Origin of the sequence: Stieleria varia (assembly GCF_038443385.1) — a bacterium.
Taxonomy (GTDB): Bacteria; Planctomycetota; Planctomycetia; order Pirellulales; family Pirellulaceae; genus Stieleria; species Stieleria varia.
The window spans coordinates 7,648,215-7,670,392 of the sequence record NZ_CP151726.1 but is presented as its reverse complement, the minus strand read 5'-3'; the positions used below and the strand labels follow the sequence as shown (position 1 = coordinate 7,670,392).

Sequence of the window (22,178 nt, the reverse complement as noted above, 5' to 3'; positions counted from 1 at the left end):
TCCGTAGAGTAGGCATGAGTGACAAACCAGACATCGCTGAGAGAATTGGCACTGCGATAAATGAACTCGATATCGATTTCAGTCGGTTTACGATTGTCGGTTGGTTCGTGAGCCTCTCGTCGCTCGCCGTGGGCGGCGGGGTAGCGTATCTTGCTTGTAGTGCAATGATCCGTCGAAATGGTTTGAACCTTGCCGCTGGCATGATTTTTTGCCTGACCATCATCGCCGTAACCACAGTTGTGTTTTTAACGCTTCGTTGGTTTTTCGGGCTTGCCGGATTCGGAATCACAAAATCCGCCTCAGTCACGAACAATAGCAACAACGCTAACCGTGATACACTGAAACGCATGGCAAATGCTGGTATGGAAATGAATGCAGTCCATGCAATCGACTTTTGGCACCGATTCAAAACAAAGGATGATGCTGAGATCATGGGGCGCAAGGCACGCCAAAAGTCGTTCAATGTCGTTTCCATCGAACCAAACGATGAGTCCGGCGGGTATGACGTTCAAATCCAAGTAGAGCTTGTCCCAACTCTAAATGCCATCAATACTACCGAACAAACACTTGCGATTATCGCTGAACAATACAACGGCCACGCTGATGGCTGGGGTGTACGGCAAAAAAGCTGACGAACCAATAAATGCAACCGAGTTGCGGACCGGGCGTTTCCTGAAGTCGAAGTCTCTTGGCGGCAACCGGGTGGTTTTAGTCGTTTGTCGATGAAAGTGTAATGATGTATCGCGCGTTAGTCGCAATCTCGCTATTGCTCTTCTGCGTTGGTTGCAGTCACCGAAGAGGATCATCGTCGTATTCGGTCGAAGATGCCCGGTCTCGCGGCATACTGTTGGCTGAATACGTGATCGCTGACGATGCCAAACTCGGTCCCTACACGCCGCTCGAAGTGTGGATCGAGGAAGAGCGTAAGCTCGTTGTGCGACTGAAGGGACCGCATGTTGATACAGAGCCGCGTGTGGACATCGAAGGTTTGACTGATCTCGACTACAGATCTATCTGGTCCGAACGCGAAGGTCCTCCGTATGAAGTTTGGTTGGCTCCCGATCCCGTACCGGATAAACTGGTACTGCTACGCGGAGAGGAATCAACGGTAATCCACCTACGCAACGAATGACGACGAACCATGGGCATCGAGATAGGAGCCCAGTTGCCCGGGCCCCTCTCACAACACCTAGCATGCGGGTCCGCCCAAGATCGATGAATGCGGTGCGTTTCGCCTCAAGGATGCAAGCGATAGCCAGCACTCTTCAAGAATAAACAAGCCCTCGGCGGCCAGGTACTCGTTGGATAAAGCGAGCTGGACGCCAGACGTCGTGGAAAGACGCTCTGTCTGCCAAACAACGCGGGCCCTTGCCGCTCATCGCAAAGCCAGGAGCGACACGATAAGACACGCCCAGCGACATCAGATTCCGCAGCCGGGTCTTCGATTTCCGCCACTGTTTCCAGTAACAGGCTCGGCCCCGACGATCCGCTTTGATCGGGTTGGGGCATTTGTCCAAGTCGGTGAACGTTGTCTTCACTTGATCCAACGCAAAGTACCCTAACCAGCCCCGTGCGTTGGACGGTCGCATACACGCGTTGCGACACCGCTACGGCCTTCGTGAAGATCACGAAGTCTTCGGCATAGCTGTTACCATTCGTTCCATTTGACCAGACTCCAACCGGCCTCGTGCCGGTGGTGAATCTGACTGACTGGCTACGACACCGCAGGCCAATCGCAACTCATCTCCCCACTGGCTTGGCGCTACTGGCAAGGGGACGAACGCGACTTGAGATGGCCAGTGATCGTCCTTGCTACCACCGGCACGAGGCCGGAGGGGAGCCAAGCGAATCGACTGCTTCTTTGTAGCTCATCAGTCTTGCTTCCACCGGGTCAAGCCCGGATGGAGAGCGAGGAAGCATCAAAGTTCATCGGTGGTTCGTTCCTTGTCTTGTGACGTTCAGGCCTTTGTGTCGCCGTTGGACTCGGCGGGTCACTCCTATGCCTTCTGCTGCCGACTTCGATCGTGGGTTCGTGTTACCACGGCCCACCCCGCGTTGGAGCAAGCTCTACTAGCGGCCGCAGGATGAAGTCCTCCCGAAATAAGGGACGTCCGTTTGGTCGATGGGGACCGTCGATTTTCACGGACACGTGATCTGTCCCCGTCACTGTATTCATTGCTTGTTGGGCCACATCTACCTGTGCCCAGCTTTCCGGGTCGGTTTCGCTGTCAGCAGCCAGCTCACCTAGGGTCATCGGCCTCAATATGATTTCTGTACCGTGCTACTGCAAGCTCGCTACTGCAAGCTCGCTACTGCAAGCTCGCTACTGCAAGCTCGCTACTGCAAGCTCGCTACTGCAAGCTCCGCGCGGGCGACGGGTCTTGGCGTGGATGTGGACGGCACGAGTAGCCATGGGAATTCCGTCCGATTCAGTTTTCGTTGAACCGCACGTTCCGCAGGCCAGAGCCGCCTTTACGAACACATCCGCAGGTTTCCTCCCCACGGTTTATCGCCTCTCCGCAGTTGCCGGGCATCTTCGAGACAGGGCCTCGTGCTCTCTTCTTTCGGATCTACATTTGGTATCCTGTCTCCTACTGGAAGTTACCGGAACTCAGTGCAGGGGACTTTCATCCGACAAGATCACGTCCTTGTTGGTCGTACTGCACCCAAACCGCGGGTGTCGTCGTTGCGTACCACAAGAGACCACCGCCTCGGCTGGGTGATCTCCGCGTTCTGCCATTCAATTGAATCTCAATCTTGGTGTTTCACTGAATCCGTACGAATCGACATCATCATCATCGAGCACCACCGTTCAGCGGAGGTGGCCGACGCACTGGATACTCGACGCAACCGTTGCAACTTGGATTTCTGCGGGACTCTCGGCTCTAGGTCTTGCCGTTTTCGGTTCAACCGCGATGCTTGGCTCACCCATTTCGCTTCTTCTTGACGAGGACGCCTACCTGGGTTTGATCGCCGTTCCCTTCGTCGTTGTGTTTGTAGGGATCGGTGCTTCGATTGGTGCGTTCTACCGATCGATCCCGCTTCAACTGACTGTTTGCTTCGTTCCTCTCCTTCTTCTCGCTACGACACTCTTCCTTTGCGACTATTTCAATGATCTCGGCGAAAGCGAACAGGTCGCCACCTATTATGCCTACGGCCTGTTTATCGGTGGATTGTCAGCAGTCCCTGCGTTCGTGAATTACCGAAAATGGCATCGCATTTTGCTAATGTTTGTCCCACACTCGCTTGTTGCATTTTGCTACGCTGGACTTCTCGCCAACGTCGCCCAGTAGCTCCAGCAGAGTCAGAACCATGACATTCACGGGAGGACGGCTTGTGGGGTTTTTGAGGTGGAAAATTGTTTGTCCGTCCCCCGTGATGCCTAGCGATCGCCGACTGAGAAGTAGAAAATGACGCATCTGCAGATTCGACCGATTGCAGATTCGACCGATCATTGCATTCACCCTGACTGTGGTGCTGGCGACTCATTGCTTTGGGCAGACTCCAGACGAAGTTCAGTCCGTATTACAGCAGCTCTCGGCGAAACGGGATCAGCAACGTGCAATCTATGATGCCGCAATGGAGAAGGCGAATCGCATTGCAGAACAGTAACGCGTGAGATGGTGCGCGGACGCCCCAGTGTTCGAAACATTCGTTGCCATTGGATCGCGTGTCACAGCCCGTTTTCGGCATCCGACTTCGGCCTCGTCGTTGGCGGGACAAAATCAGGAGCGAAACCATGGCTTGAATTGCGGAGCGGTCCGAGCATGCGATACAATCCAATGGTTGCACCCCGGCAGTACGTTACCGCCACGGAAGACGACAGAACAAACGGATGCAAGGCAGGACTCAAGGCGCCGTTACCTATTGGTCACCAGCCGGTTCGTGCGCCGTGATCCTGGAAGTTCGTTGCAGCAAAATGGAGCCCCAAAGCGTGTTCAAGCCCTACTTGCCGCTACTTGCGACGGTCGCCGTTGTAGTAAGCGGAGCGTGCCTGCCCGCACGAGAGCCGCCAGCGACTGTGCCGGATCAAGCAGGCAGCTCGGCTCCGAATGCTGGACCGGCTATTGAGCCATCGGCTCAAGTCCGCGACCACATGCAGCGGGTACAGGACTGGTTTGACGAAACTAACCATCAAGTTGTCTATCGCTTGGCTTTTGTGGCATCGATCTCCGAGATCCGTGCAAGACGCCCAACAGACAAGCTAGTAGGCGAGCTTGCCGAAGGCGAAGCTGATGTAGCTGTCTTGCGCGTCCGAGCAATGGGGAGAAATGCTGATGTTGGCTTTAAGAAGTCATCCGTCATTGTTTGCCCGATCGGAGAGTTGCGGCTCCTGTGGGAATCACGCGAAAGGAACGTCGAAATATTGTTTGAATACAACCGAATTGGCGAGCGAGTACGGGTCCAAAAATTTGGCTGCTAAACTGCGGCGAAGCAACGAACAATGCGATGATACGGAGCGGCGGTGGTCTCCGTTTTCGCAGTGGTCGAGTCAGTCGCCGCCGCCCGCATATCGCAACGGTTCAGCGTCACGGTCGCCATCTCCCGTCGCCGCGTCTCACCAACCAGCGTCGTTCCGTAAACGGATTGCTCGATACGCTGGCAAGGATGAACATGATGTCATGAGTGACGACGATACCTTCAAATCGAGTATGCCGTTTTGGACGGCAGTGGATGCAATTCTCCGCTTTCCCCCGAAATCGGCAGCGATGATTCGGCAATCGCTACTAAAGATTCGGCAGACATTGCGTAGCTGATCAATTGATTCATACTCGCACTGTCGGTACGCCGGCTGATGCGGAAATGCCGATGGTTGCTTCGACCGCCCACCCCCCCTCGATGAACCGTACGTTGGACCGAAGCATCGCATCAGATGTACTGAAATGGAAACCAAAATGGCGTTGCTCGGTCAACGCAGTCGTTCTGTCTATGAGTTTGTCACACATGCACACGGCACTGCCCCACTTCCCTCTGGTAACAGTCCTTCTCTTCGCAATCGGTTGTACGGATACGGCTGTTGATGCACCAGCGAGGACGGCAAATGGCAGCGCGCAGTTGGGCACGAAGATGGAATCAGATGCCGCATCCGATCCACCGTCGGAGGACTCCGCTCCAGTTGGCCCCGAGCAGGAAATCCACGGTGGCCAGACTTTGTCGCAATGGATCGACCAAACACGGAATGGCAGCACCCTATCTGATCGGCAAGACGCCCTGCAGGTACTGCGAAATGCTGGACTCAACCACGATAGGGAGCGAACATTAGTCGCTTTCTCCGCGGCTCTGACCCAGCCTGACTTGCAAGCATTGGCAGCAGCTGGTCTAACGAAAGCAGGGCCGCCGGTTTCAGATTCAATCAAACGTCAACTTTACGATATTGTTGCGTCGGAGCTTGATGGTAACAGTAGCGAACCGAACAACGGACTGCTTATGCGTGTATTTGGCGCACTGGGTGCTATCGGTGATGCCGTTGACGTTTCAAAGCTACAAGACCTTTCTTTGAAATATCCTGATCGGGCAGTTGTCGCCAAGCTGTCGCAACAAGCTGTCGGAAATATCACGCAGCGTTCAGAGAGCAACAGATAATCGCGGGTGTCACTGTCCCTTACCACAACAGACCACCGCCGCAGATGATCTGAGCGTTGGACGACCAAATATGCTCATAGGTTCAGCAAGAATCGAAGACGCCGAGATTTTGGCTCAGGCAGAGTACGACACGGCTGCGGCGCAGGAAGGTTTGCTTGCGGCGATGCCTGGCGAGATCCCTGTGAGCGCATTTCGAAACAAAATCCAGAAGCTCAGCACAGGCGGCCTGTACATCGTTGTCGAGTTGGACGGGCTCCCAGTTGGCCACCTCTTCTTGGAACCCCTTTCCCTTTCTTCGACACGCCATGTCTCTCAGTTGACCATCGTTGTGCATCCTGGACACACTAGAAAAGGCTACGGGAGGGCACTCATGGATTACGCCATCCAATGGGCGAGAGAGTCCGACTTGGTCGAAAAGATCGAGCTACGAGTAAGATCAACCAACCCAGGAGCGATAGCCCTTTATGAATCGCTCGGATTCATTCGCGAAGGCGAACTCTGGAATCGGATCAAGCTGGAAACAGGATACGCTCATGATATCTGCATGGCGTTGTTCGTCGATGGGCCGGCAGCCAAACAAAGCGATCAACTCAAGCCGCTGATCAGGTGAAATTTTGAACAATAATTCTTTGGCGGCGGCTTGGTGACCGCAGTCGTGACGCCTGCAAACGAAGTCAAATACCTTGGTAGGCAAACGCACGATTGGTTTAGTCACAGCGAAGCGATCAGACGACAGCGGTGACGTCAACGGTCATTCGGTGGAAGACATTATCGCGTTGATTGGTCGAGAGTTTTCTCTCGAGCGAGGTTCTTAACAACCTGTGAGTTCAATCACACAACCCTGTCCTCCATCGATCGCATTCCATTGCCCGACTGAAACAGCTCCTTGCTGGTGTTCAGCTTCAATCATGATTTCCGAACCCGCCCTGCTTCGTTCTTTCGTCGGTTGGCGATTCATTTTCTTTCGCACGGTTCGCGCCGGTCTGATTTGTGCGTTTCTGGGAGTTCTCTTGAATCTCGTCGTCCATCGTGAGGGCATGCCGGGCACTGAAATTCGAGGAGTTGGATCGTGCGTACACGGTTTCATGCCGCAATTGCCTAAGACAAGTCGCTTCGACTTGCAAAATTTGTCCCCGATGCGAAACGAGATTGAGGTAGTCGAAGAGGGGACGATTTGGCGGAGCAGGCGATTCTCATTCGAGAAAAATCATGCGATACTTCGTTCCACTCACGATCCTGGGCTTCGCGTTATTCGCCGGATGTCACCAAGAGTTTTCCCCGAATCCAGGCGACCGAGCGTGAAGATGGACGCACCGGATTGTGTCATTCACAGCATGACCTACGATTACTCGCCAATGATCACCTGGTGGCAAAATGATGTTAGCGATCAATGAATTCGCCGCCGGCACGTGTGATCATCTTTTTCAGTCGTTCGGTGTCCGGCTTTGGCCATACTTGGACCGAGCCGTCTGCGATCAACAAGTAGATCGCCCGGTCCTCTGGCAACTGTGGCTCTCCGTTGATGTCTTGTGGTTGGGTCCAAGGCACACTGTCGGTCGTTTCGGCCAGCAACACGGTGTTCGACGTGCCGTCCCTCATGTCGATAAAACCGACTCCGTTGTCGATCCCCATCGCACTGTCTCCCGTCGCGAATCCTTGAATGTTCGTATGCCCTGTCGTTTGATCATCGGGTTGGAAGGGGCTACGGTAAACCTCCGGCATTTGATCCAGGAGTTTCAGATTTGCTTCGCTGTCCCAGGGCTCATCAAAACGATACTGATCATGCAATTCAGAGAATCCCAGTAGCGGCAAGAGTGCGACACGCCAACTGTGTGGGTGTTGATCCTTGGTGGCCATTTCGATTTGATCGGCTGGGATGTTTTTGGAGGCGGGAAAGCTTTTGTGATCAGCGTGGTACTTGTGAAACGCGACTCCGATTTGTTTCAGGTGACGACTCAGCGTTGCACCGGCTGCGCGGGCCTTCATTTGCTGATCGATGGTTGAGTCAATTGTCGAATCGAGTTTCGTGCCCAACGCCTTCATTCCACTCAAGATGAGCTGGGCCATTTCCCCCTGTCTTGAAGTTCCCTGTCTCGCCTTTTCGGCTAGAGTTTTAAACTCTTGCTCCGTTTTGGGGATATCCGAGATGCGATCCAAAACCCAGGTGACGTCAACGCTGGGTTCCAGCAACGAGGGGGTAACGGAAGTGGGGCGTTGTTTGCCTTCTTCGTTTAACGCGATTGTGGCACGCGATGAGCCATGAAACTCTACGATTCCTTTGAGTGTTTTTGCGGTTTGATTCGCATTCTGGATGGTGATATCAATTTCACTAGCGCTGTCTCGGTGATCAATCAATTCAACAGTGCCCATCAGTTGATTTGCGTCGCTAAACAATGCGATTTGACCTCCGTCAAAGATCAAACCACCTTTCTCATTGGTTGTTTGTTGATTGTTCTTTATTGCCACCGACAGCCACCAGACTCCTTGCAGCTTTTCTTTCGCCGTCGTCTTTTTCTTGCCAAGTGGTAACTGCGGGGGCACCATAAAGTCTGGGTTGGCTTGCGCGAATGCGTTTCCCAAACTCATCATCTCTTCTTGTGAGAATTTTCCCGTGATGCTGATCGCATTGCTCAGTGGACTCATGATCCGTGGCGACGAGATGACTTGATCGTTGACGATGATCGCAAGCGATCGCCTCATATTGGCTTGCGTCAATCGTTTCATTTCTGCCGCCAGAGTATCATCGAACCTCAGATCGATTTGCATCGGGAGTCCCGAAGACTGGACTGCGGTGACGTGGGTGCGGAGTTGGGTCCAATCGATTCGTTGATCGGCAGCGTTGGAGACCAACACATACTTTTGTCCCAAATAGTCGAGAGTACCTTGTGAAACGGAGTCGTTGGCAACTCTGTACCACGTGCCGTATTGGGTCGCGATTGGACCGGCGGATGTGTCGTGTTTGCGAATTTCGGTGAGTGCCTTTTCGTAGTTCGGATTGGAAGTGCCATTTTCATCGGCGGGCAAGATTTGGATCGCCAACGCGAGCGGGGAAGGTGTTGTTATTGGAACAGGAGTGACATTGGGGTTCGTCTGAGCGGTTCCATCGGTCGACTCCGAAATGTTCGGTGTCGACTGGGTTGTCACGCGAGTTCCTTCGGGTGCGTCGACAACGACTTTTCTGCCATCGGGGAACTCGATGGTGATCAAGATACCCAGCAGCAGCCCTGCGGCGATTCCCCCCAGGCCCGCGGCGATCGCCACGTAGGTCGGTCGTGGCTTGCGAAACCAAGTTTGAGTAGCAGGCGATGCGCCCGCCAACGCTGTGGATTCCAGCACGGGGTCTTCATTCGCGGCGGTCATCTTCACGGCGCGGGTGATCAAATGTGGCAAATCGGATCGATCCGCAATGTCCGCCAGCTGCTGTGCGACTTCGAGTGGTTTTGCCGGACGATGACTGGGATCCTTGGCCATCATCCGATCCAGCAACGCGATCAGCTTAGCCGGCACATCGTCTCGCAAGCCACGAACACTCGGCGGTGTTTCGGAAACGTGCGCGTTCATTTTGGCAAACGCAGTGGAATGAGCTTGCGTGCCAAAGGGTGCTTGTCCGGTCAGCAGTTTATAGAGTGTGCAACCGAGCGAATAAATGTCCGCGCGGATGTCCACGGTTCGGCTGTCGGTCACCTGTTCCGGTGCGATGTAGTCCGCTGTCCCCATCGTCTGCCCTGTGCCGGTCATGTGCGCGGCGTCGTTGTTGGGAGGGTTGAAGCGGGCCAGGCCAAGGTCAAGCAGTTTGACTTCGCCGGTGCTACTCAGCATGATGTTGGAAGGTTTGATGTCGCGATGCACGTAGCCTTGTTCGCTGGTGTATTGCAGCGCGGCCGCGGTCTTGCGGATGATTTCCGCGGCATCGGCGACCGAGAGCGGACCGATGCGTTGGACCAGTTGGCTCAAATCGAGTCCGTCGATGTACTCGGTGACCAACACGGCGGTGCCATCGATTTCTCGAGCGTCGTGTGCGGTGACGATATTGGGATGGCTCAGTCGCCCCGTGGCTCGCATCTCGTTCTCAAAACGCTCCCGCGAATGGGCATCCAGCATCCGATGATCCGCGATGACTTTTAATGCGACTTGGCGACCAAGTTTGGTGTGTTGGGCGAGGAAGACATTTCCCATGCCGCCCCGTCCCAACGGAGCGATGATTTCGTATTCGCCGATCGAATGAGGCAATTCCAGCTCATCATTGGAGCGGGACTGGTGGGCGATTGCCAAAGCTCCCAGTGCCTTGGCCACCGCGACACTGCATGCGGGTTCGTTTTCCGGGTCACCCGTTTGCGAACTTGATGGTTCTTTGCTTCTCAGGTCCGCGATCAGCGAATCCTCGGTCTTGTCCAGTGTTTCGAGTTCGGACTGGCAAGTCGGGCAGGATTTCAAATGCTCCAGCAATGCGTCGCTTTCGGTGCCGGGCAGGATCCCCAACGTCATGTCTCGCAGCAGATCGGGCGTCGGGCATTGGGTGGCGGTCATCATTTCATTCTCCTTGCGTACCAGCATATTCGAGTGAGGTGCCTAAACGAGTGGCGGGGCCGGTGATTACCGGCAACAGTAAGAACGAAAGGGTCTGACAGCACTTTGAGAAAAAATATTCAGGAGTCGAGAATCTGCTAGAATCTGTCGCATGAGCCGAGAACCTTCGTCACAGCCGCCGTCTCCCGAAATCCCGACGGCATCTTCGTTGCTGCTGGACAGAGTGAAGGCGATGGAACCGGAGAGCTGGAGTCGCTTGGCGGGGACGTTTGGACCGGTCGTGTATCGCTGGTGCCGAGCCGCCGGCGTGTCGTCCGAAGACGCGCCAGACATCGTCCAAAATGTCTTTGCGTCGGTGGCGCGTGGCATCGCACGATTCGAACGCCAGCGGGAAACGGGCAGTTTCAGAGCCTGGCTGGCCACGATCACCCGTAGTCGTGTTCGTGATCATTTTCGTAAAGAGTCTCAGCGTGCTCACGCCATCGGCGGCACGGACGCTTGGCAAAGACTACAGCATCAACCAGACCTATTGGATTCGACGATCAACACCACTGGTGTCGAGGGCTTGCTGATTCGCCGAGTATTGCAAAGTGTCGAGCAAGAATTCGAAGCGATCACTTGGCAGGCGTTTTGGCAAACCACCATGGAAGAAAAACCCGCGGCGTTGGTCGCAGAAACACTAGCGCTGAACATCGCCAGTGTCTACCAAGCAAAGTCCCGAGTACTGAGACGCCTGCGTCAACGCATGGCGGAACTGCCCCAGTGAGCTCATTGACCCAGTGAGCCCATTTACCCAGCGAGCCCATTTGCACTCGTGATCCTATCGACCGACCACCAACAAATCCCGTTTCCGTTATCCAGGTGCTTCATGAAACTCAATCAACTTGCCTTGTCCATCCTCTGGACCACCCTCCTCGCCATCGCTTTGCCCAGTGAGCTTTCCGCACAAACGCAAAACGTTCAACCCACTCATCGCGACATCGCCTACGCCGAGGACGATCCCTCCCAGAAAATGGATGTCTATCTGGCGAAATCAGATAAACCGACAGCGGCGATGATTTTCATTCACGGCGGAGGTTGGCAAGCGGGCTCCAAGAATCACGTGCCGGCTTGGCTAAAGAAGTTCGTGGAGGATGGCGTGTTGTCGGTGGTGTCGGTGGAATACCGATTCACACAAGTCAAAACGCATCCGGCTCAAGTCAACGATTGTTTGCGTGCCGTTCAGTTTGTGCGTCAGCATGCCGGGAAGTGGAATATCGATCCGGAACTCCTTGGTGTGACTGGAGGATCGGCCGGTGGGCACTTGACCGCCTATGTCGCATTGCACGACGACGTTGCCGACCCGAAATCGGCCGATCCTGTGGCGCGGCAATCATCACGGGTGGCATGTGCCGTCAGTTTCGCTGGACCGACCGATTGGGAGTTGCTGAAAACGATCCAGCACGGACACCCCGCGTACCGGCAGTTGATCGGTTATCCGCCGGGGACGCCCGCGACGGAGATGCAGGAAAGCTTGATGGCAGACGTTTCGCCGATCACCTTCGCCAGTAAAGATGATCCGCCGGTGATGCAAGTGCACGGAGACGCCGATGATATTGTTCCGCTGGCACATGCCGAGGCGCTTCACAAAGAGCTGGAGTCTGTCGGTGCATCATCCACTTTGGTGGTGATTCCCGGCGGCAACCACGGCGTTGCCGGGGCGGGCAATGGGGTCACCGGCCGGGCGACAGAGTTTGTCAAGAAAAACCTCTTGGACAAATGAGGCCCGACTGAGATTCTTTGTCGCCGTCGTGAGACCCAAGATCAATCTGTCGTGAGACCCGAGATCAACGAGGGGCAACCCTGCTCACACGGACGATTTTCTTGCTATCCTGTTGCGTCACAGTTTGCTGACGTTGTGTTTCGATTCTGTAATGGTCCTGCAATCGCGGGCGGTTTAAGGATTGTTTCGAATGGTCAGCGGCAACTCAATCACGATGGTTCCGGCTGAGATAGAGCAAGAAACATGAGCAATAAGCAGTGTCGCTGGGGATTTTTTGGTACCGCAGCGATCGCCCGCAAAAACTGGAAAGCGATTCGCCTCAGCGGCAATGGACGCGTTGCCGCGGTGGCCAGCCGGACAGCGGACCGCGCGCAAACCTTTATCGACGAGTGCAACGACGAGTATCCGGCCGGATGCGATGTCTCAGCCGTGGGCAGCTATGAGGGCTTGCTGGAACGCGATGATGTCGACGCGGTTTACATTCCCTTGCCCACGGGTTTACGAAAGGAATGGGCGATTGCGGCGGCGGCTGCTGGCAAACATGTCTTGATCGAAAAACCTGTCGCCAACAACAGCTCCGACGCCGCCGAGATCATCGCCGCGTGCGAAGACGCCGGCGTGCAATTCATGGACGGTGTGATGTTTGACCATTCCGAGCGATTGGCAAAGGTCAAGCAGCAGATCGGAGACGGCACCACGGTCGGAAAGCTGCGACGCATCAACGCTCACTTTTCCTTTGCGGGTGATGCCGAATTTCAAAAGAGCAACATCCGTGTGGACAGCGTTCTGGAAACGCATGGTTGTTTGGGAGACCTTGGTTGGTACTGCATTCGGTTCATCTTGCAAGCCAACGGGCTTGTCATGCCGACCAGCGTTTCCGCACGAACGCTGACGCCGTTGCAGGGCGAGAACAGTCCGCATTGCGTCCCCGGTGAGATGTCGGGCGAGCTGATCTTTCCGGATGGTGTTTCGGCTGGATTCTATTGCTCGTTCCTGACGGAAAATCATCAGCGTGTCAGCGTCTCCGGCGACAAAGGCTACATCGCGATCGAAGACTTTGTGTTGCCGTTTTACGATTCGATGGCGCATTGGACGACGAGTTCCAACACGTTGGAAATCGACAATTGCCGCTGGAATTTTCGCCGAGAAACGGTCGCTCATTCGATCCCCGAGTACGCATCGGGCGAGGCCAACAGCCAGGAGGTCAAGATGCTGCGAACGTTCAACGATTTGGTCCTCAGCGGCAAACGAGATCCGCTGTATCCCGAGTTGGCGATCAAGACTCAGCGGATCTTGGACGCGTGTCGGAAAAGTGATGTGTCGGACGGTCGTCCTGTTCAGCCATAAGACTTTCTTGTTCCCAGCCTGTTCGTTGATTGTGTGAACCTATCGCGTGCAGTTCTCCTCCCTCCCTCCTTCCCTTTTCGGAAAAGATTTCCCATGTTGATTGCTACGTTCTTGCTCTTCACCGCCGCGGTTGCCGTCGCCACATGGTGGGTCACGCGTGGGAGCAGCAATGAGACCGACGAAGGATACTTTCTGGCGGGACGCAGTCTGACCGGTGTTTTTATCGCCGGTTCGTTGTTGCTGACGAATCTATCTACCGAACAGTTGATCGGACTCAATGCCGGTGCGTTCACTGAGGGCCTGTCGGTGATGGCGTGGGAGGTGGTCGCGGGCATTTCGCTCGTTGCCCTGGCGTTGATTTTCCTGCCCCGCTACCTGAAATCCGGCATCGCAACGATTCCGCAATTCTTTGAAGAGCGGTACGGCAGTGGCGTCCGGACCTTCACGACATTTATCTTTGTCATCGCCTACATGCTGATCCTGTTGCCGTTTGTGTTGTACCTGGGGGCCAAGGGACTCTCGGGAATGTTGGACTTGGAGAGCATCTTGGGGATGGAAGAGCTGCCCACGATTTGGACAACCATCATCTTCATCGCGGTGGTCGGCGGTGCTTATGCGATATGGGGAGGGTTGCGAGCGGTCGCAGTGTCCGACACGTTCAATGGCGCGGGGCTGTTGATTGGTGGTTTGTTGATCACCTATTTCGCATTGGCAACCGTGGCCGGCACGGAAGGCGGCATCATGGAAGCGTTCACACACATCCAGAACCAGAACCCCGACGCGTTCGTCTCTTTGGGCAAGTATGACGAAGACGTCTCTTGGCCCACCTTGTTCACCGGTGTGCTGCTGTTGAATTTTTTCTATTGGTCGACCAACCAACAAATCATTCAACGTACCTTCGGTGCCAAAAACTTGGCGGAGGGTCAGAAGGGCGTCTTGCTCGCAGCGTTCTTTAAAATCATGGCGCCGATGATCCTGGTCGTGCCTGGCATCATCGCGGCCTATCTGGTCACCCAGGACGAATCGTTTCGGGAATTGGTCGGATACAAACTCGACGACAGTGGAAATCCCACCACCGATGTCGACGCTCAGAATGCTTACGGTGCTTTGGTCACCCGAGTATTGCCAAGACCTTTGGTCGGTTTCTTTGCTGCCGTCGTGGTCGGTTCGATTCTTTCGACATTCAACTCGGTGCTCAACTCCAGCGCGACGATGTTTTCGCTGGACGTCTACAAGCGTTTCATCAAGCCCGATGCGACAACCAAGCAGGTTGTCCGTTCTGGCCAGATTTGTAGTTTGCTGGTAGGCATATTCGCCGTGGTTGCCGCGCCGACGATTTTCCATGGACAAGACAAGATTTTTGGCTTCTTTCAGAAACTCAACGGCGTGTACTTCATTCCCATCCTGGCGATCATGATCATCGGATTGGTCAACCGCACGGCAAACGGCAAGTCAGCGATCATCACGCTCGTTGTCGGACTGGTGGCGATGTCTTTGGGAACGTTCTTTCCGGGAAAAGAGGCAGGGGAATCGAAAGGTTGGTTGATCGACACCTTTCACTCGGGTTACCACTACATGGGCGTTGTGTTTCTCGGATTGATTCTCTTGCAACTCGCTCTCTCCGCCGCCGGACTTCGACGCGACAGTCCGTACACTCAGCGGGACGCCGGGGCGGTCGACCTGACACCGTGGAAACCAGCTCCGTATGTCGGAGCCGCGTTGATTTTGCTGGCGGTCAGCGTCTACGCCTTCTTTGCACGCTGATGAATCATCCGGGCTAGCCCGGATGATTCACGCGACTCACTACGGTCATCGCAACACGGCTGCGTGAAACGGCTTGTGCTGGACTCCTCAAAGTTTGGGGTTGACATTGTTTTTTCTGTCCATGTTTTCGTTCCCTGCATCGCAATCAAAGTGAGCCTCAGGCGTTAGCCGTGGGCCGGCACCACAATCCGCCTCAGGCCCACGGCTAGCCGGCTGAGGCTCACTGGTGACACCAGCTGCGCCGGCAGTAGGGACATAAACTTGCGCAAACCCAAAAAGACACAACACCAGACTTTGAGCAGTCCAAGCGGCTGAAGCTAACAAACGCCGTGAGCGGCGACGCGTCAGCGGCCGGGTCTTGCACGTCCGGCATCCATCTCAGTTCATAAAACCCGTGGCCTGACGGCCAGTTTGGCCGGATGGTGGTGTTCGTTTTCGACTTGGAAAGTCGAACGACAATCGTCGCTCGACTTTCCAAGTCGATAGCGTGCCCCCGCTGCATCGCAATCAAAGTGAGCCTCAGGCGTTAGCCGTGGGCCGGCACCACAATCCGCCTCAGGCCCACGGCTAGCGCCTGAGGCTCACTGGTGACACCAGCTGCGCCGGCAGTAGGGACATAAACTTGCGCAAACCCAAAAAGACACAACACCAGACTTTGAGCAGTCCAAGCGGCTGAAGCTAACAAACGCCGTGAGCGGCGACGCGTCAGCGGCCGGGTCTTGCACGTCCGGCATCCATCTCAGTTCATAAAACCCGTGGCCTGACGGCCAGTTTGGCCGGATGGTGGTGTTCGTTTTCGACTTGGAAAGTCGAACGACAATCGTCGCTCGACTTTCCAAGTCGATAGCGTGCCCCCGCCAAACGCTTTGAAGTTCCCGTCGCATTGACTTGCTCAGAAACGCCCCCTCCCTCGCATTCGCCAAAACCACCCCCGAAATACGCTTGATAATCATCAAATCATCGCGTGATTCCCTCGCAATAGGGGGCGATCTTTGATCGGTTGGGTGGTGAGTGCTGTTTATTTTTCTTTTTTCAAGCGAAGCGAGGGGGAAGTACGAGTCGCCCGTTCCTATACTCGAATCACATCGTTCGCAGGGGGAAACCGAGAGTAATCACCGGAAGTCCCTCACAACACAGCATCAACCTAATCCTCTTGGCCAACGCTGATTGGTCGCTGGAGCAGGTTTGCCGTTCCATCGCCGAAAAGACTTCGCATGGCCTCGCACGAGGATGATTTACCGCTGTTCAATCCGAACAATGACACGCAGGTTCGTCCGGTGCGGCAGGATGAGACGTTCGTGCTGAATTCTACTCAGCGCGGGGTGCCACCGCCGTGGCAGGAAGGCGATCGATATGGTGATTTTGAAGTTCAAGAACTGCTGGGATGGGGGAACAGTGGCTTCGTCTACCGTGCGTATGACCACGTCGCTAGGCACCGATGCGCGTTGAAGGTCTTGGGGCCACTTTCGTCTCGAGAGCTTTGCCGAAACAAGCTCGGGTTTCGGCGGATGACACCGTTTCGACATCCCAACTTGATGCAAGTCGATCGCATCCATGTACTGGACGACAAAACCGTCTTTGCGATGCAGCATGTCAATGGCACGACACTGTCCGATGCGATACCGTTGATTCGTGCCATGCCTGAGGATCAAGCGTTCGCGATCGTTGAGAACTTGGTGCGAGACTACGCAACCGGTTTGGCTACGATCCACTTGGCCGGATTGGTGCATCGGGACATCAAGCCATCGAATCTGATGGTCACACCTGATCACCGTGGCGTGATCATCGACTTTGGGCTGGTCGCCACATGCAACCCGGAGGTCGAGGCCGATGGCGTTCGCTCCTATCTAGCGGGCACGCCACGCTACTTTTCGCCGGAAGCGGTTTGGGAGCAACTCTATACCCCACCGGGCGACCTGTTCGGTCTGGGGCTGGTGACTCTGGAGATCATCAATGCCGTTCGAGGACGCAACGATTGGTTTCGGATGGGTGAGTTCCAGGATTGGAGACGAGATCAAGACAAGATCGAAATCGAACAAGCCGTTGATGGACTGAAAGACGGTGTCCCTGCATGGCTTCGCAAGGTTTGTCGTGGCATGCTGAGAGTCAATCGTGCCAAGCGATTCACGGCCATCCAAGTCGCGCTGCAGGATCGCAAGGAGCCACTGAACATTCCTTGGATCACCAAGCAGCCTCTGTTTGGTCGGACGCAAGAGGTTGCAGAGGCACGACAATGGATCCGTTCCATCCTGGACGGCAAGAGTGAGCGATTGCATATTCATGGCCCGTCCGGGATTGGCAAGTCTCGCTTGATCGATGAAATCGAGGCGATCCTGGAAGCTATGCCCTGGTGCCAAGTCTTTCGCGTGCGGTGTCGAACCCGCGAGCAGCATTCACTCCAAGTGCTTGATCAAATCGCCGATCAGATCGCCAGTCGGTACTCAAGAGGCGATCGTGAAAAGCTGAGAGTCGATCCCGTCAGCGCTAGCATTTTGCATGAAATGTTTCCGCAACTGCGACATGTCGTTGTCTCTGACATGTCGGACAATGCGTCACCGCTGCCAGACGCTCCCGAACGCATCGATGCGCTGCGTGCTGCAATGCGTTTGAGCGTTGAACTACGCAAGGTGGGGCCCCTGTTCATCATTGTTGATGACGCGCAGTGGTCGGATCACGACACCAACACAGTTTGGGATGAACTGCAGCAAGACGGCCATGGCAGATTGGGAATCATCACGGTTTCACGTGACCCGGAAACCTACCAGCGACAACCAGCAGACCACAAGATTCATCTACGCGCGCTGTCGGTCCAACGCTCGGCGGAGTTACTGGGGCATGCCGCCAAGCAGTGGGGAGTCAAAATCAAATCAGCCACGTGCAGAGAGTTGGCGGAGCTGACGGGCGGCAACCCATTTCGATTGCAAGAATTGGCAGAGGAGTTCAGGCCGGGAGGCGAACTCCACGACCCGCAGCCGGCACTCGATTCGAGTCTCACGTCTCTGAGAAATCTGGACCGACTCTGGCAGCGTCGATTCAATTTGCTCAGCGTCGAGGCCCGTTCTGTGTTGCCATATGTCGTGACCGCGAGTCGTCCGGTTTCGACTCAGCAGCTTGAGATGCTGACTGATCTGGGGCTTGCGGTCGACGCGGCCGTATCGGAATTGGTAAAGCAACGACTGGTCAACGACGATGCGACCGGTGGCGAATGCATCACGATCGTTCACGACAAGGTTGCCGATGGGTTGTTTCAGAGTCTGACCGATGAGGAACAACGTGATGCCCACAAAGCGTGGGCAAATCTGCTGATCAGCAGCGAGCATCCGACGCGATACGCTGCGAGAATCGCAAATCACCTCAGGGCATGTGGGGAGTCGGTCGCCGCGCTGCCGTTCGCGATCAATGCTGCCATCGAGGCCGATCGAATCTACGCGAAAGTGGAAGCCGGAGAGTGGCATGCCAAGATCCTGGAGATGGTTTCCGGGGAAGCGAGACAAAAACATTTGCGCGACGCTGCAAGGTGTTTTTATGAGGGCGACGTGCCTCTGCGAGCGGCGGAGTATTTCAGGCAATTGGCCGATGAATCTGACGACCTGACCGAGCGGATTCGCTTCACGATTTCTGCAACGGAAGTCTTGATTCGCTGTGGAAAGTTTGTTGCAGCAAAACCCCATCTGGATTTGTTGCTGCAGCAACTCAACCTTCGCCTGCATGCGGAGCCTGCCTCAACAAGCATCGCTTCGCTACGTGACCTGGTGAGTCTGGCGTCCTCGTTTATCCAAAGACCGCTTTCGCCGTTTGCTGAGGATAGGCTGCCGGGCAACCTAATCGTGCAGCATCAACTGGAGTTGTGTTCGTATGTGGCTCGGCCCATCGCCATGTTTGATTTGCGGAGCACCGTGAATTTGTTGACGGACGGCAGTCGGCTGGCGCAAAAGTATGGAACGATCGCCCAACAAGCGTATTTTGCGTCGTCGATTGCGATTTGTGTCTTGCTGGCGGGAAATCGGCCGGCTCAAAGACAGAGAACGCATGGGATGTTGCAGACGCTGCGAGACCAAGTCCGTGGCGGCGAAGACAAGCGTGCCATCGCAGAGATCGAAACAGCCCAAGCCTATGTCGAAGCGTTGGAAATGCGATGGGATGCTGTCATCGAACCGATGAGCATCGCTATCCGGCTGTTCACGCACTCTGACCTGCCGTCGAGATTCGAAACATCGCAAATGCGATGGCTCGGTTTTTGGGCCGATTGGAATTTGGGGAATTGGTCACACATCGTGACCGTGGCCGAGGAAATGCTGCACGATTCCCAAAGGCGCCGGGACCCCTTGCAGCATCTGCTTGCCACGGGTGGCTTTGGCGGAAATGCCGCGTTGATCGAAAACAATGCTCCCGCGCTGAAACAATTTCAGAGGCATCATCGGCATGTCGCGACTTGTTCGGAACAAGTGGAGATGGTGGATTTCTTGGTTTGGGTCAGCCGTGTCCAACGCTTGATATATGAACAGAAGTATCAACAAGCATGGTTCGCCTGTCAGGTATTCAACGATCGACTGCAGTCGTCATTGATAAATCGATTGCACGCCATTCGAACGACAGTTGACTTTTATATAGGATTGTCCGCGGCCCACATGCAGCGTCACTCTGGATTGTTCCCGGTGATTGATGAATCACGCGTTGCCGCCAAATGCTGGAGTTTGCCCCAAGAGACCATCGGTACCGCCATCAAGAACCTGAAGAGTCGTCATTCGCCGTATGCAAAAATGCTTGCGGCGCTTCTCTCGGGAATTTCGTTGCGTCACGACGGCCGATTCGATCAAGCCTTGATCGCATTTGGCCGCGCAAACACGTTGGCCACGCAACTGTCACTGGCACCCTTTATCGCAGCGACGTCCGATGCGATGGAGCATTTGGAGACAGGCACGTGGAGTGAAAAACTCAGACACCAAATGATTCACGACAACGTGGTGTCGCCCATCGATCTGGAGCGGCTGTATGTCGTCGCGCCACCGGAGAGCGAAATTTCGACGTGTTAGCCTGGATTCGTCATCAGCCGTAGCGAGGGAGCGACCGGCTTGTGAGTATAGGTGTGAGAACTGGACGCTATCGCGTGGCGGCTGATTTGCGGAGACTGATTTCGCAACAGTCCTCTCAAGCCGTTTCGAACTGCCGGGCTGCCGAGTCAGTCCATTCGCACACCCACCGTCAGCAGGATGTTGGCGTATCGCTGTTGGTCAGCGGTTTGAATGGTCAACACGTGGTCTTCGGTCGTAACGGCTTTGTAGAAATCCCACTTGTCGATCGGTTCCAGTTCCAACGAGAGTCCTTCGTCCTGGATCGTTTTTCGGTAGTCGTCCCAGACCGGCGGGTCGCCGTCCAACGCGTAAGGCCCGCTGTCTTCGGTTTTCATCGTCTGGATGGCTTCAATCGGCACTGCGGACAGAACAGCCTCAAGCACTTGATTGCACGTGGGGACTCCTGGCATCAGGTTCAAACTGATCAGTTCCGCCCGGGGCCCCCGCTTGCTGGCAGCGGGGTAATTGCCGTCCGCGATCAAAACGCTGCTGTGGTGTCCTGCTGCGGCCAAAATCGAAGAAATCTGGGGGTGAATCAATTTGTGTCGCAACATTATCGTGTTCAATCCAGGATGTGAGGGTAAAAGAAATGCAAAAGGGTCTGCCCGGGTATCGACAGGCTGATAGGATTGGTCAGCTACTTTCGTTTCGGCGCTATCGTTTCGGCGCTATCGTGTCGGAGGTAGGGTTGTCGCGGGCCGGTTGCCATTGTGACAAAACTCACTGCGGTGCGGGAGCGTAGATGAAAGTAAACTTCAGAACGCACGCACTAGCGATTTTACCCACTCCACTGACCATTACGCCTGCAACGGACCACGTGTGCTTGATCAACGCCTGAAACTTGGAACATTCTTTGGCATCGGAGTCTACGTCCACTGGACGTTTGCCCTGCTGGTGGCGTACGCCGCGTTTTCGGTTTCGGAGGGCGGCTTGGCAAAGATGGCGTTTCACGTCGCCTTTTTGCTGCTCGTTTTTCTCTGTGTGACGCTCCACGAATACGGACACGCGTTGACGGCCCGTCGTTTCGGGATTCCGACGCTTGACATCACCTTGCTGCCCATCGGAGGCGTTGCGCGACTACGAAACATGCCGCGGATCGCGTGGCAAGAATTGCTGGTTGCCGTCGCGGGGCCGGCCGTGAACGTCGTCATCGCAACCGTCTTGATCACCATCATCGCCATCGTGCATCCGGTCGCGATGTCCATGTTCACGATGGCGGATGTGGACCAAGCAACGGAAACACATCTCGAAACGCTGCTGGACGAGCCGTCCTTGATCGGCATGCTCGTGATGTTGGCCGGGGTGAACATCGCGTTGGTGATCTTCAACATGATCCCGGCGTTCCCGATGGATGGCGGACGTGTGCTGCGCAGTCTCTTGGCGATGAAGCTCGATTATCGCAAGGCCACTCGGATCGCGGCGACGGTCGGTGTGATCTGCGCCGTGGTCATGGCGTCGACCGCTTTCTATTTCGGTCACGTCGTGGGCATGTTGATCGCCGCGTTCGTTGTCTATGCGGGGCTTTCCGAAGCCCGGCAGGTGGATGTCATGGAGTCGGTTCGCGGCTTGACGGTTCGCGACGTGATGATCCACAATCCGTCCTCGGTTTCGATGGACACACCGATTTGGGAGTTGATACAGCGATGGTCTTACGAGACGGGAACGGCAATGCCAGTGGTCGGATTGGACGGCTTTGCCATTTCGATCCTGCCGCTGCCTGAGTTGGTCAAGGCCCTGGAGTCGGGCGTGCGACCGGAGACGACGGCGGGACAACTTGCAGGGCAGCTAGCGTCGCAACTCTCCGACTCCGGCAATCCGGTATTGAATTGCGATGAGAAACTCAGTGACGTGCTCATGTCGGCCGGACGAGGACGCCGGCAGTTTGCGGTCGCCGACCTGCGGGGAATCCTGGTCGGCATGCTGGATCTGGATTCGGCGCGGGTGCGTAGCCAATTGGCTCGCATGAGCCCCGATGCTGCTGAAGTCGGATTCCATGCAGATCCGATCACTGAGAAGGGCTCTCCCGACGCCGAGTGGCTGGGCGAAACGCGAATTTCCTGAATCTTTGGCCCGCTCGCGCCCCAAATGCGCCCGGTTGATGCCCTACGATGACGGGCTGAAAC

Annotated in this window: 16 protein-coding genes; 13 read left to right on the top strand and 3 right to left on the bottom strand. The window is 55.4% G+C overall.

The window, feature by feature from the left end:
- Positions 1-14 precede the first annotated feature (14 nt).
- Together Pla52nx_RS25725 and Pla52nx_RS25720 are read left to right on the top strand one after the other, a co-directional pair.
- Positions 15-632 carry a ribonuclease E inhibitor RraB gene (locus Pla52nx_RS25725; protein ID WP_197454342.1) on the top strand — a complete coding sequence of 206 codons (618 nt, stop codon included), beginning with the start codon at positions 15-17 and terminating at the stop codon, positions 630-632.
- 227 nt (positions 633-859) lie between these two features.
- Complete coding sequence (locus Pla52nx_RS25720) at positions 860-1,132, top strand: hypothetical protein (protein ID WP_342190263.1); 273 nt, start codon at positions 860-862, stop codon at positions 1,130-1,132.
- A gap of 133 nt (positions 1,133-1,265) precedes the next feature.
- Here Pla52nx_RS25720 and Pla52nx_RS25715 read toward each other — a convergent pair whose 3' ends face one another.
- Positions 1,266-1,589 carry a group II intron maturase-specific domain-containing protein gene (locus tag Pla52nx_RS25715; RefSeq protein WP_342190262.1) on the bottom strand — a complete coding sequence of 108 codons (324 nt, stop codon included), beginning with the start codon at positions 1,587-1,589 and terminating at the stop codon, positions 1,266-1,268.
- 1,326 nt (positions 1,590-2,915) lie between these two features.
- Here Pla52nx_RS25715 and Pla52nx_RS25710 point away from each other — a divergent pair.
- The 5 genes from Pla52nx_RS25710 (at position 2,916) to Pla52nx_RS25690 (ending at position 6,193) form a co-directional block, all read left to right on the top strand.
- On the top strand, positions 2,916-3,293 hold the full coding sequence (locus Pla52nx_RS25710) for a hypothetical protein (protein ID WP_231741766.1): 378 nt from the start codon (positions 2,916-2,918) through the stop codon (positions 3,291-3,293).
- Positions 3,294-3,435: 142 nt separating this feature from the next.
- Positions 3,436-3,612 (top strand): hypothetical protein, encoded by a 177-nt coding sequence (locus Pla52nx_RS25705; RefSeq protein ID WP_342190261.1) that lies wholly within the window; start codon positions 3,436-3,438, stop codon positions 3,610-3,612.
- A 409-nt stretch (positions 3,613-4,021) separates the two neighbouring features.
- A complete protein-coding gene (locus Pla52nx_RS25700; RefSeq protein ID WP_146518776.1) occupies positions 4,022-4,423 on the top strand; it encodes a hypothetical protein in 402 nt (133 codons plus the stop codon).
- A 428-nt stretch (positions 4,424-4,851) separates the two neighbouring features.
- Complete coding sequence (locus tag Pla52nx_RS25695; protein ID WP_342190260.1) at positions 4,852-5,583, top strand: hypothetical protein; 732 nt, start codon at positions 4,852-4,854, stop codon at positions 5,581-5,583.
- Between the two features lie 70 nt (positions 5,584-5,653).
- Positions 5,654-6,193 carry a GNAT family N-acetyltransferase gene (locus Pla52nx_RS25690; RefSeq protein WP_146518774.1) on the top strand — a complete coding sequence of 180 codons (540 nt, stop codon included), beginning with the start codon at positions 5,654-5,656 and terminating at the stop codon, positions 6,191-6,193.
- 770 nt (positions 6,194-6,963) lie between these two features.
- On the opposite strand, the gene Pla52nx_RS25685 is transcribed toward Pla52nx_RS25690, so the two are convergent.
- Positions 6,964-10,113: a protein kinase domain-containing protein gene (locus Pla52nx_RS25685; protein WP_197454341.1), complete on the bottom strand. Its 3,150-nt coding sequence runs from the start codon at positions 10,111-10,113 to the stop codon at positions 6,964-6,966.
- 148 nt (positions 10,114-10,261) lie between these two features.
- Here Pla52nx_RS25685 and Pla52nx_RS25680 point away from each other — a divergent pair, with 148 nt between their 5' ends.
- The 5 genes from Pla52nx_RS25680 to Pla52nx_RS25660 all read left to right on the top strand — a co-directional run bounded on the left by Pla52nx_RS25680 (position 10,262) and on the right by Pla52nx_RS25660 (position 20,016).
- Positions 10,262-10,876: an RNA polymerase sigma factor gene (locus Pla52nx_RS25680; RefSeq protein WP_146518772.1), complete on the top strand. Its 615-nt coding sequence runs from the start codon at positions 10,262-10,264 to the stop codon at positions 10,874-10,876.
- 102 nt (positions 10,877-10,978) lie between these two features.
- Positions 10,979-11,872, top strand: a complete 894-nt coding sequence (locus Pla52nx_RS25675) for an alpha/beta hydrolase (protein ID WP_146518771.1) — start codon at positions 10,979-10,981, stop codon at positions 11,870-11,872.
- A gap of 243 nt (positions 11,873-12,115) precedes the next feature.
- Positions 12,116-13,219 (top strand): Gfo/Idh/MocA family protein, encoded by a 1,104-nt coding sequence (locus Pla52nx_RS25670; protein WP_146518770.1) that lies wholly within the window; start codon positions 12,116-12,118, stop codon positions 13,217-13,219.
- 93 nt (positions 13,220-13,312) lie between these two features.
- On the top strand, positions 13,313-14,983 hold the full coding sequence (locus Pla52nx_RS25665) for a solute:sodium symporter family transporter (RefSeq protein ID WP_146518769.1): 1,671 nt from the start codon (positions 13,313-13,315) through the stop codon (positions 14,981-14,983).
- A gap of 1,214 nt (positions 14,984-16,197) precedes the next feature.
- Positions 16,198-20,016: a serine/threonine-protein kinase PknK gene (locus tag Pla52nx_RS25660; protein ID WP_146518768.1), complete on the top strand. Its 3,819-nt coding sequence runs from the start codon at positions 16,198-16,200 to the stop codon at positions 20,014-20,016.
- A gap of 146 nt (positions 20,017-20,162) precedes the next feature.
- On the opposite strand, the gene Pla52nx_RS25655 is transcribed toward Pla52nx_RS25660, so the two are convergent.
- Positions 20,163-20,609 carry an RbsD/FucU family protein gene (locus Pla52nx_RS25655; protein ID WP_146518767.1) on the bottom strand — a complete coding sequence of 149 codons (447 nt, stop codon included), beginning with the start codon at positions 20,607-20,609 and terminating at the stop codon, positions 20,163-20,165.
- Positions 20,610-20,874: 265 nt separating this feature from the next.
- Here Pla52nx_RS25655 and Pla52nx_RS25650 point away from each other — a divergent pair, with 265 nt between their 5' ends.
- The gene (locus tag Pla52nx_RS25650; RefSeq protein WP_146518766.1) at positions 20,875-22,116 is read left to right on the top strand and encodes a site-2 protease family protein; all 1,242 of its coding nucleotides are present in this window, start codon (positions 20,875-20,877) and stop codon (positions 22,114-22,116) included.
- The last annotated feature ends 62 nt before the right edge of the window (positions 22,117-22,178 follow it).

Excerpts from the sequence above, each read along its gene's own strand:
- Pla52nx_RS25670 (WP_146518770.1), top strand. The coding sequence starts at position 12,116 with ATGAGCAATAAGCAGTGTCGCTGGGGATTTTTTGGTACCGCAGCGATC.
- Pla52nx_RS25665 (WP_146518769.1), top strand. The coding sequence starts at position 13,313 with ATGTTGATTGCTACGTTCTTGCTCTTCACCGCCGCGGTTGCCGTCGCC.
- Pla52nx_RS25660 (WP_146518768.1), top strand. The coding sequence starts at position 16,198 with ATGGCCTCGCACGAGGATGATTTACCGCTGTTCAATCCGAACAATGAC.
- Pla52nx_RS25655 (WP_146518767.1), bottom strand. The coding sequence starts at position 20,609 with ATGTTGCGACACAAATTGATTCACCCCCAGATTTCTTCGATTTTGGCC.
- Pla52nx_RS25680 (WP_146518772.1), top strand. The coding sequence starts at position 10,262 with ATGAGCCGAGAACCTTCGTCACAGCCGCCGTCTCCCGAAATCCCGACG.
- Pla52nx_RS25685 (WP_197454341.1), bottom strand. The coding sequence starts at position 10,113 with ATGATGACCGCCACCCAATGCCCGACGCCCGATCTGCTGCGAGACATG.
- Pla52nx_RS25710 (WP_231741766.1), top strand. The coding sequence starts at position 2,916 with ATGCTTGGCTCACCCATTTCGCTTCTTCTTGACGAGGACGCCTACCTG.
- Pla52nx_RS25675 (WP_146518771.1), top strand. The coding sequence starts at position 10,979 with ATGAAACTCAATCAACTTGCCTTGTCCATCCTCTGGACCACCCTCCTC.
- Pla52nx_RS25715 (WP_342190262.1), bottom strand. The coding sequence starts at position 1,589 with ATGCGACCGTCCAACGCACGGGGCTGGTTAGGGTACTTTGCGTTGGAT.
- Pla52nx_RS25725 (WP_197454342.1), top strand. The coding sequence starts at position 15 with ATGAGTGACAAACCAGACATCGCTGAGAGAATTGGCACTGCGATAAAT.
- Pla52nx_RS25690 (WP_146518774.1), top strand. The coding sequence starts at position 5,654 with ATGCTCATAGGTTCAGCAAGAATCGAAGACGCCGAGATTTTGGCTCAG.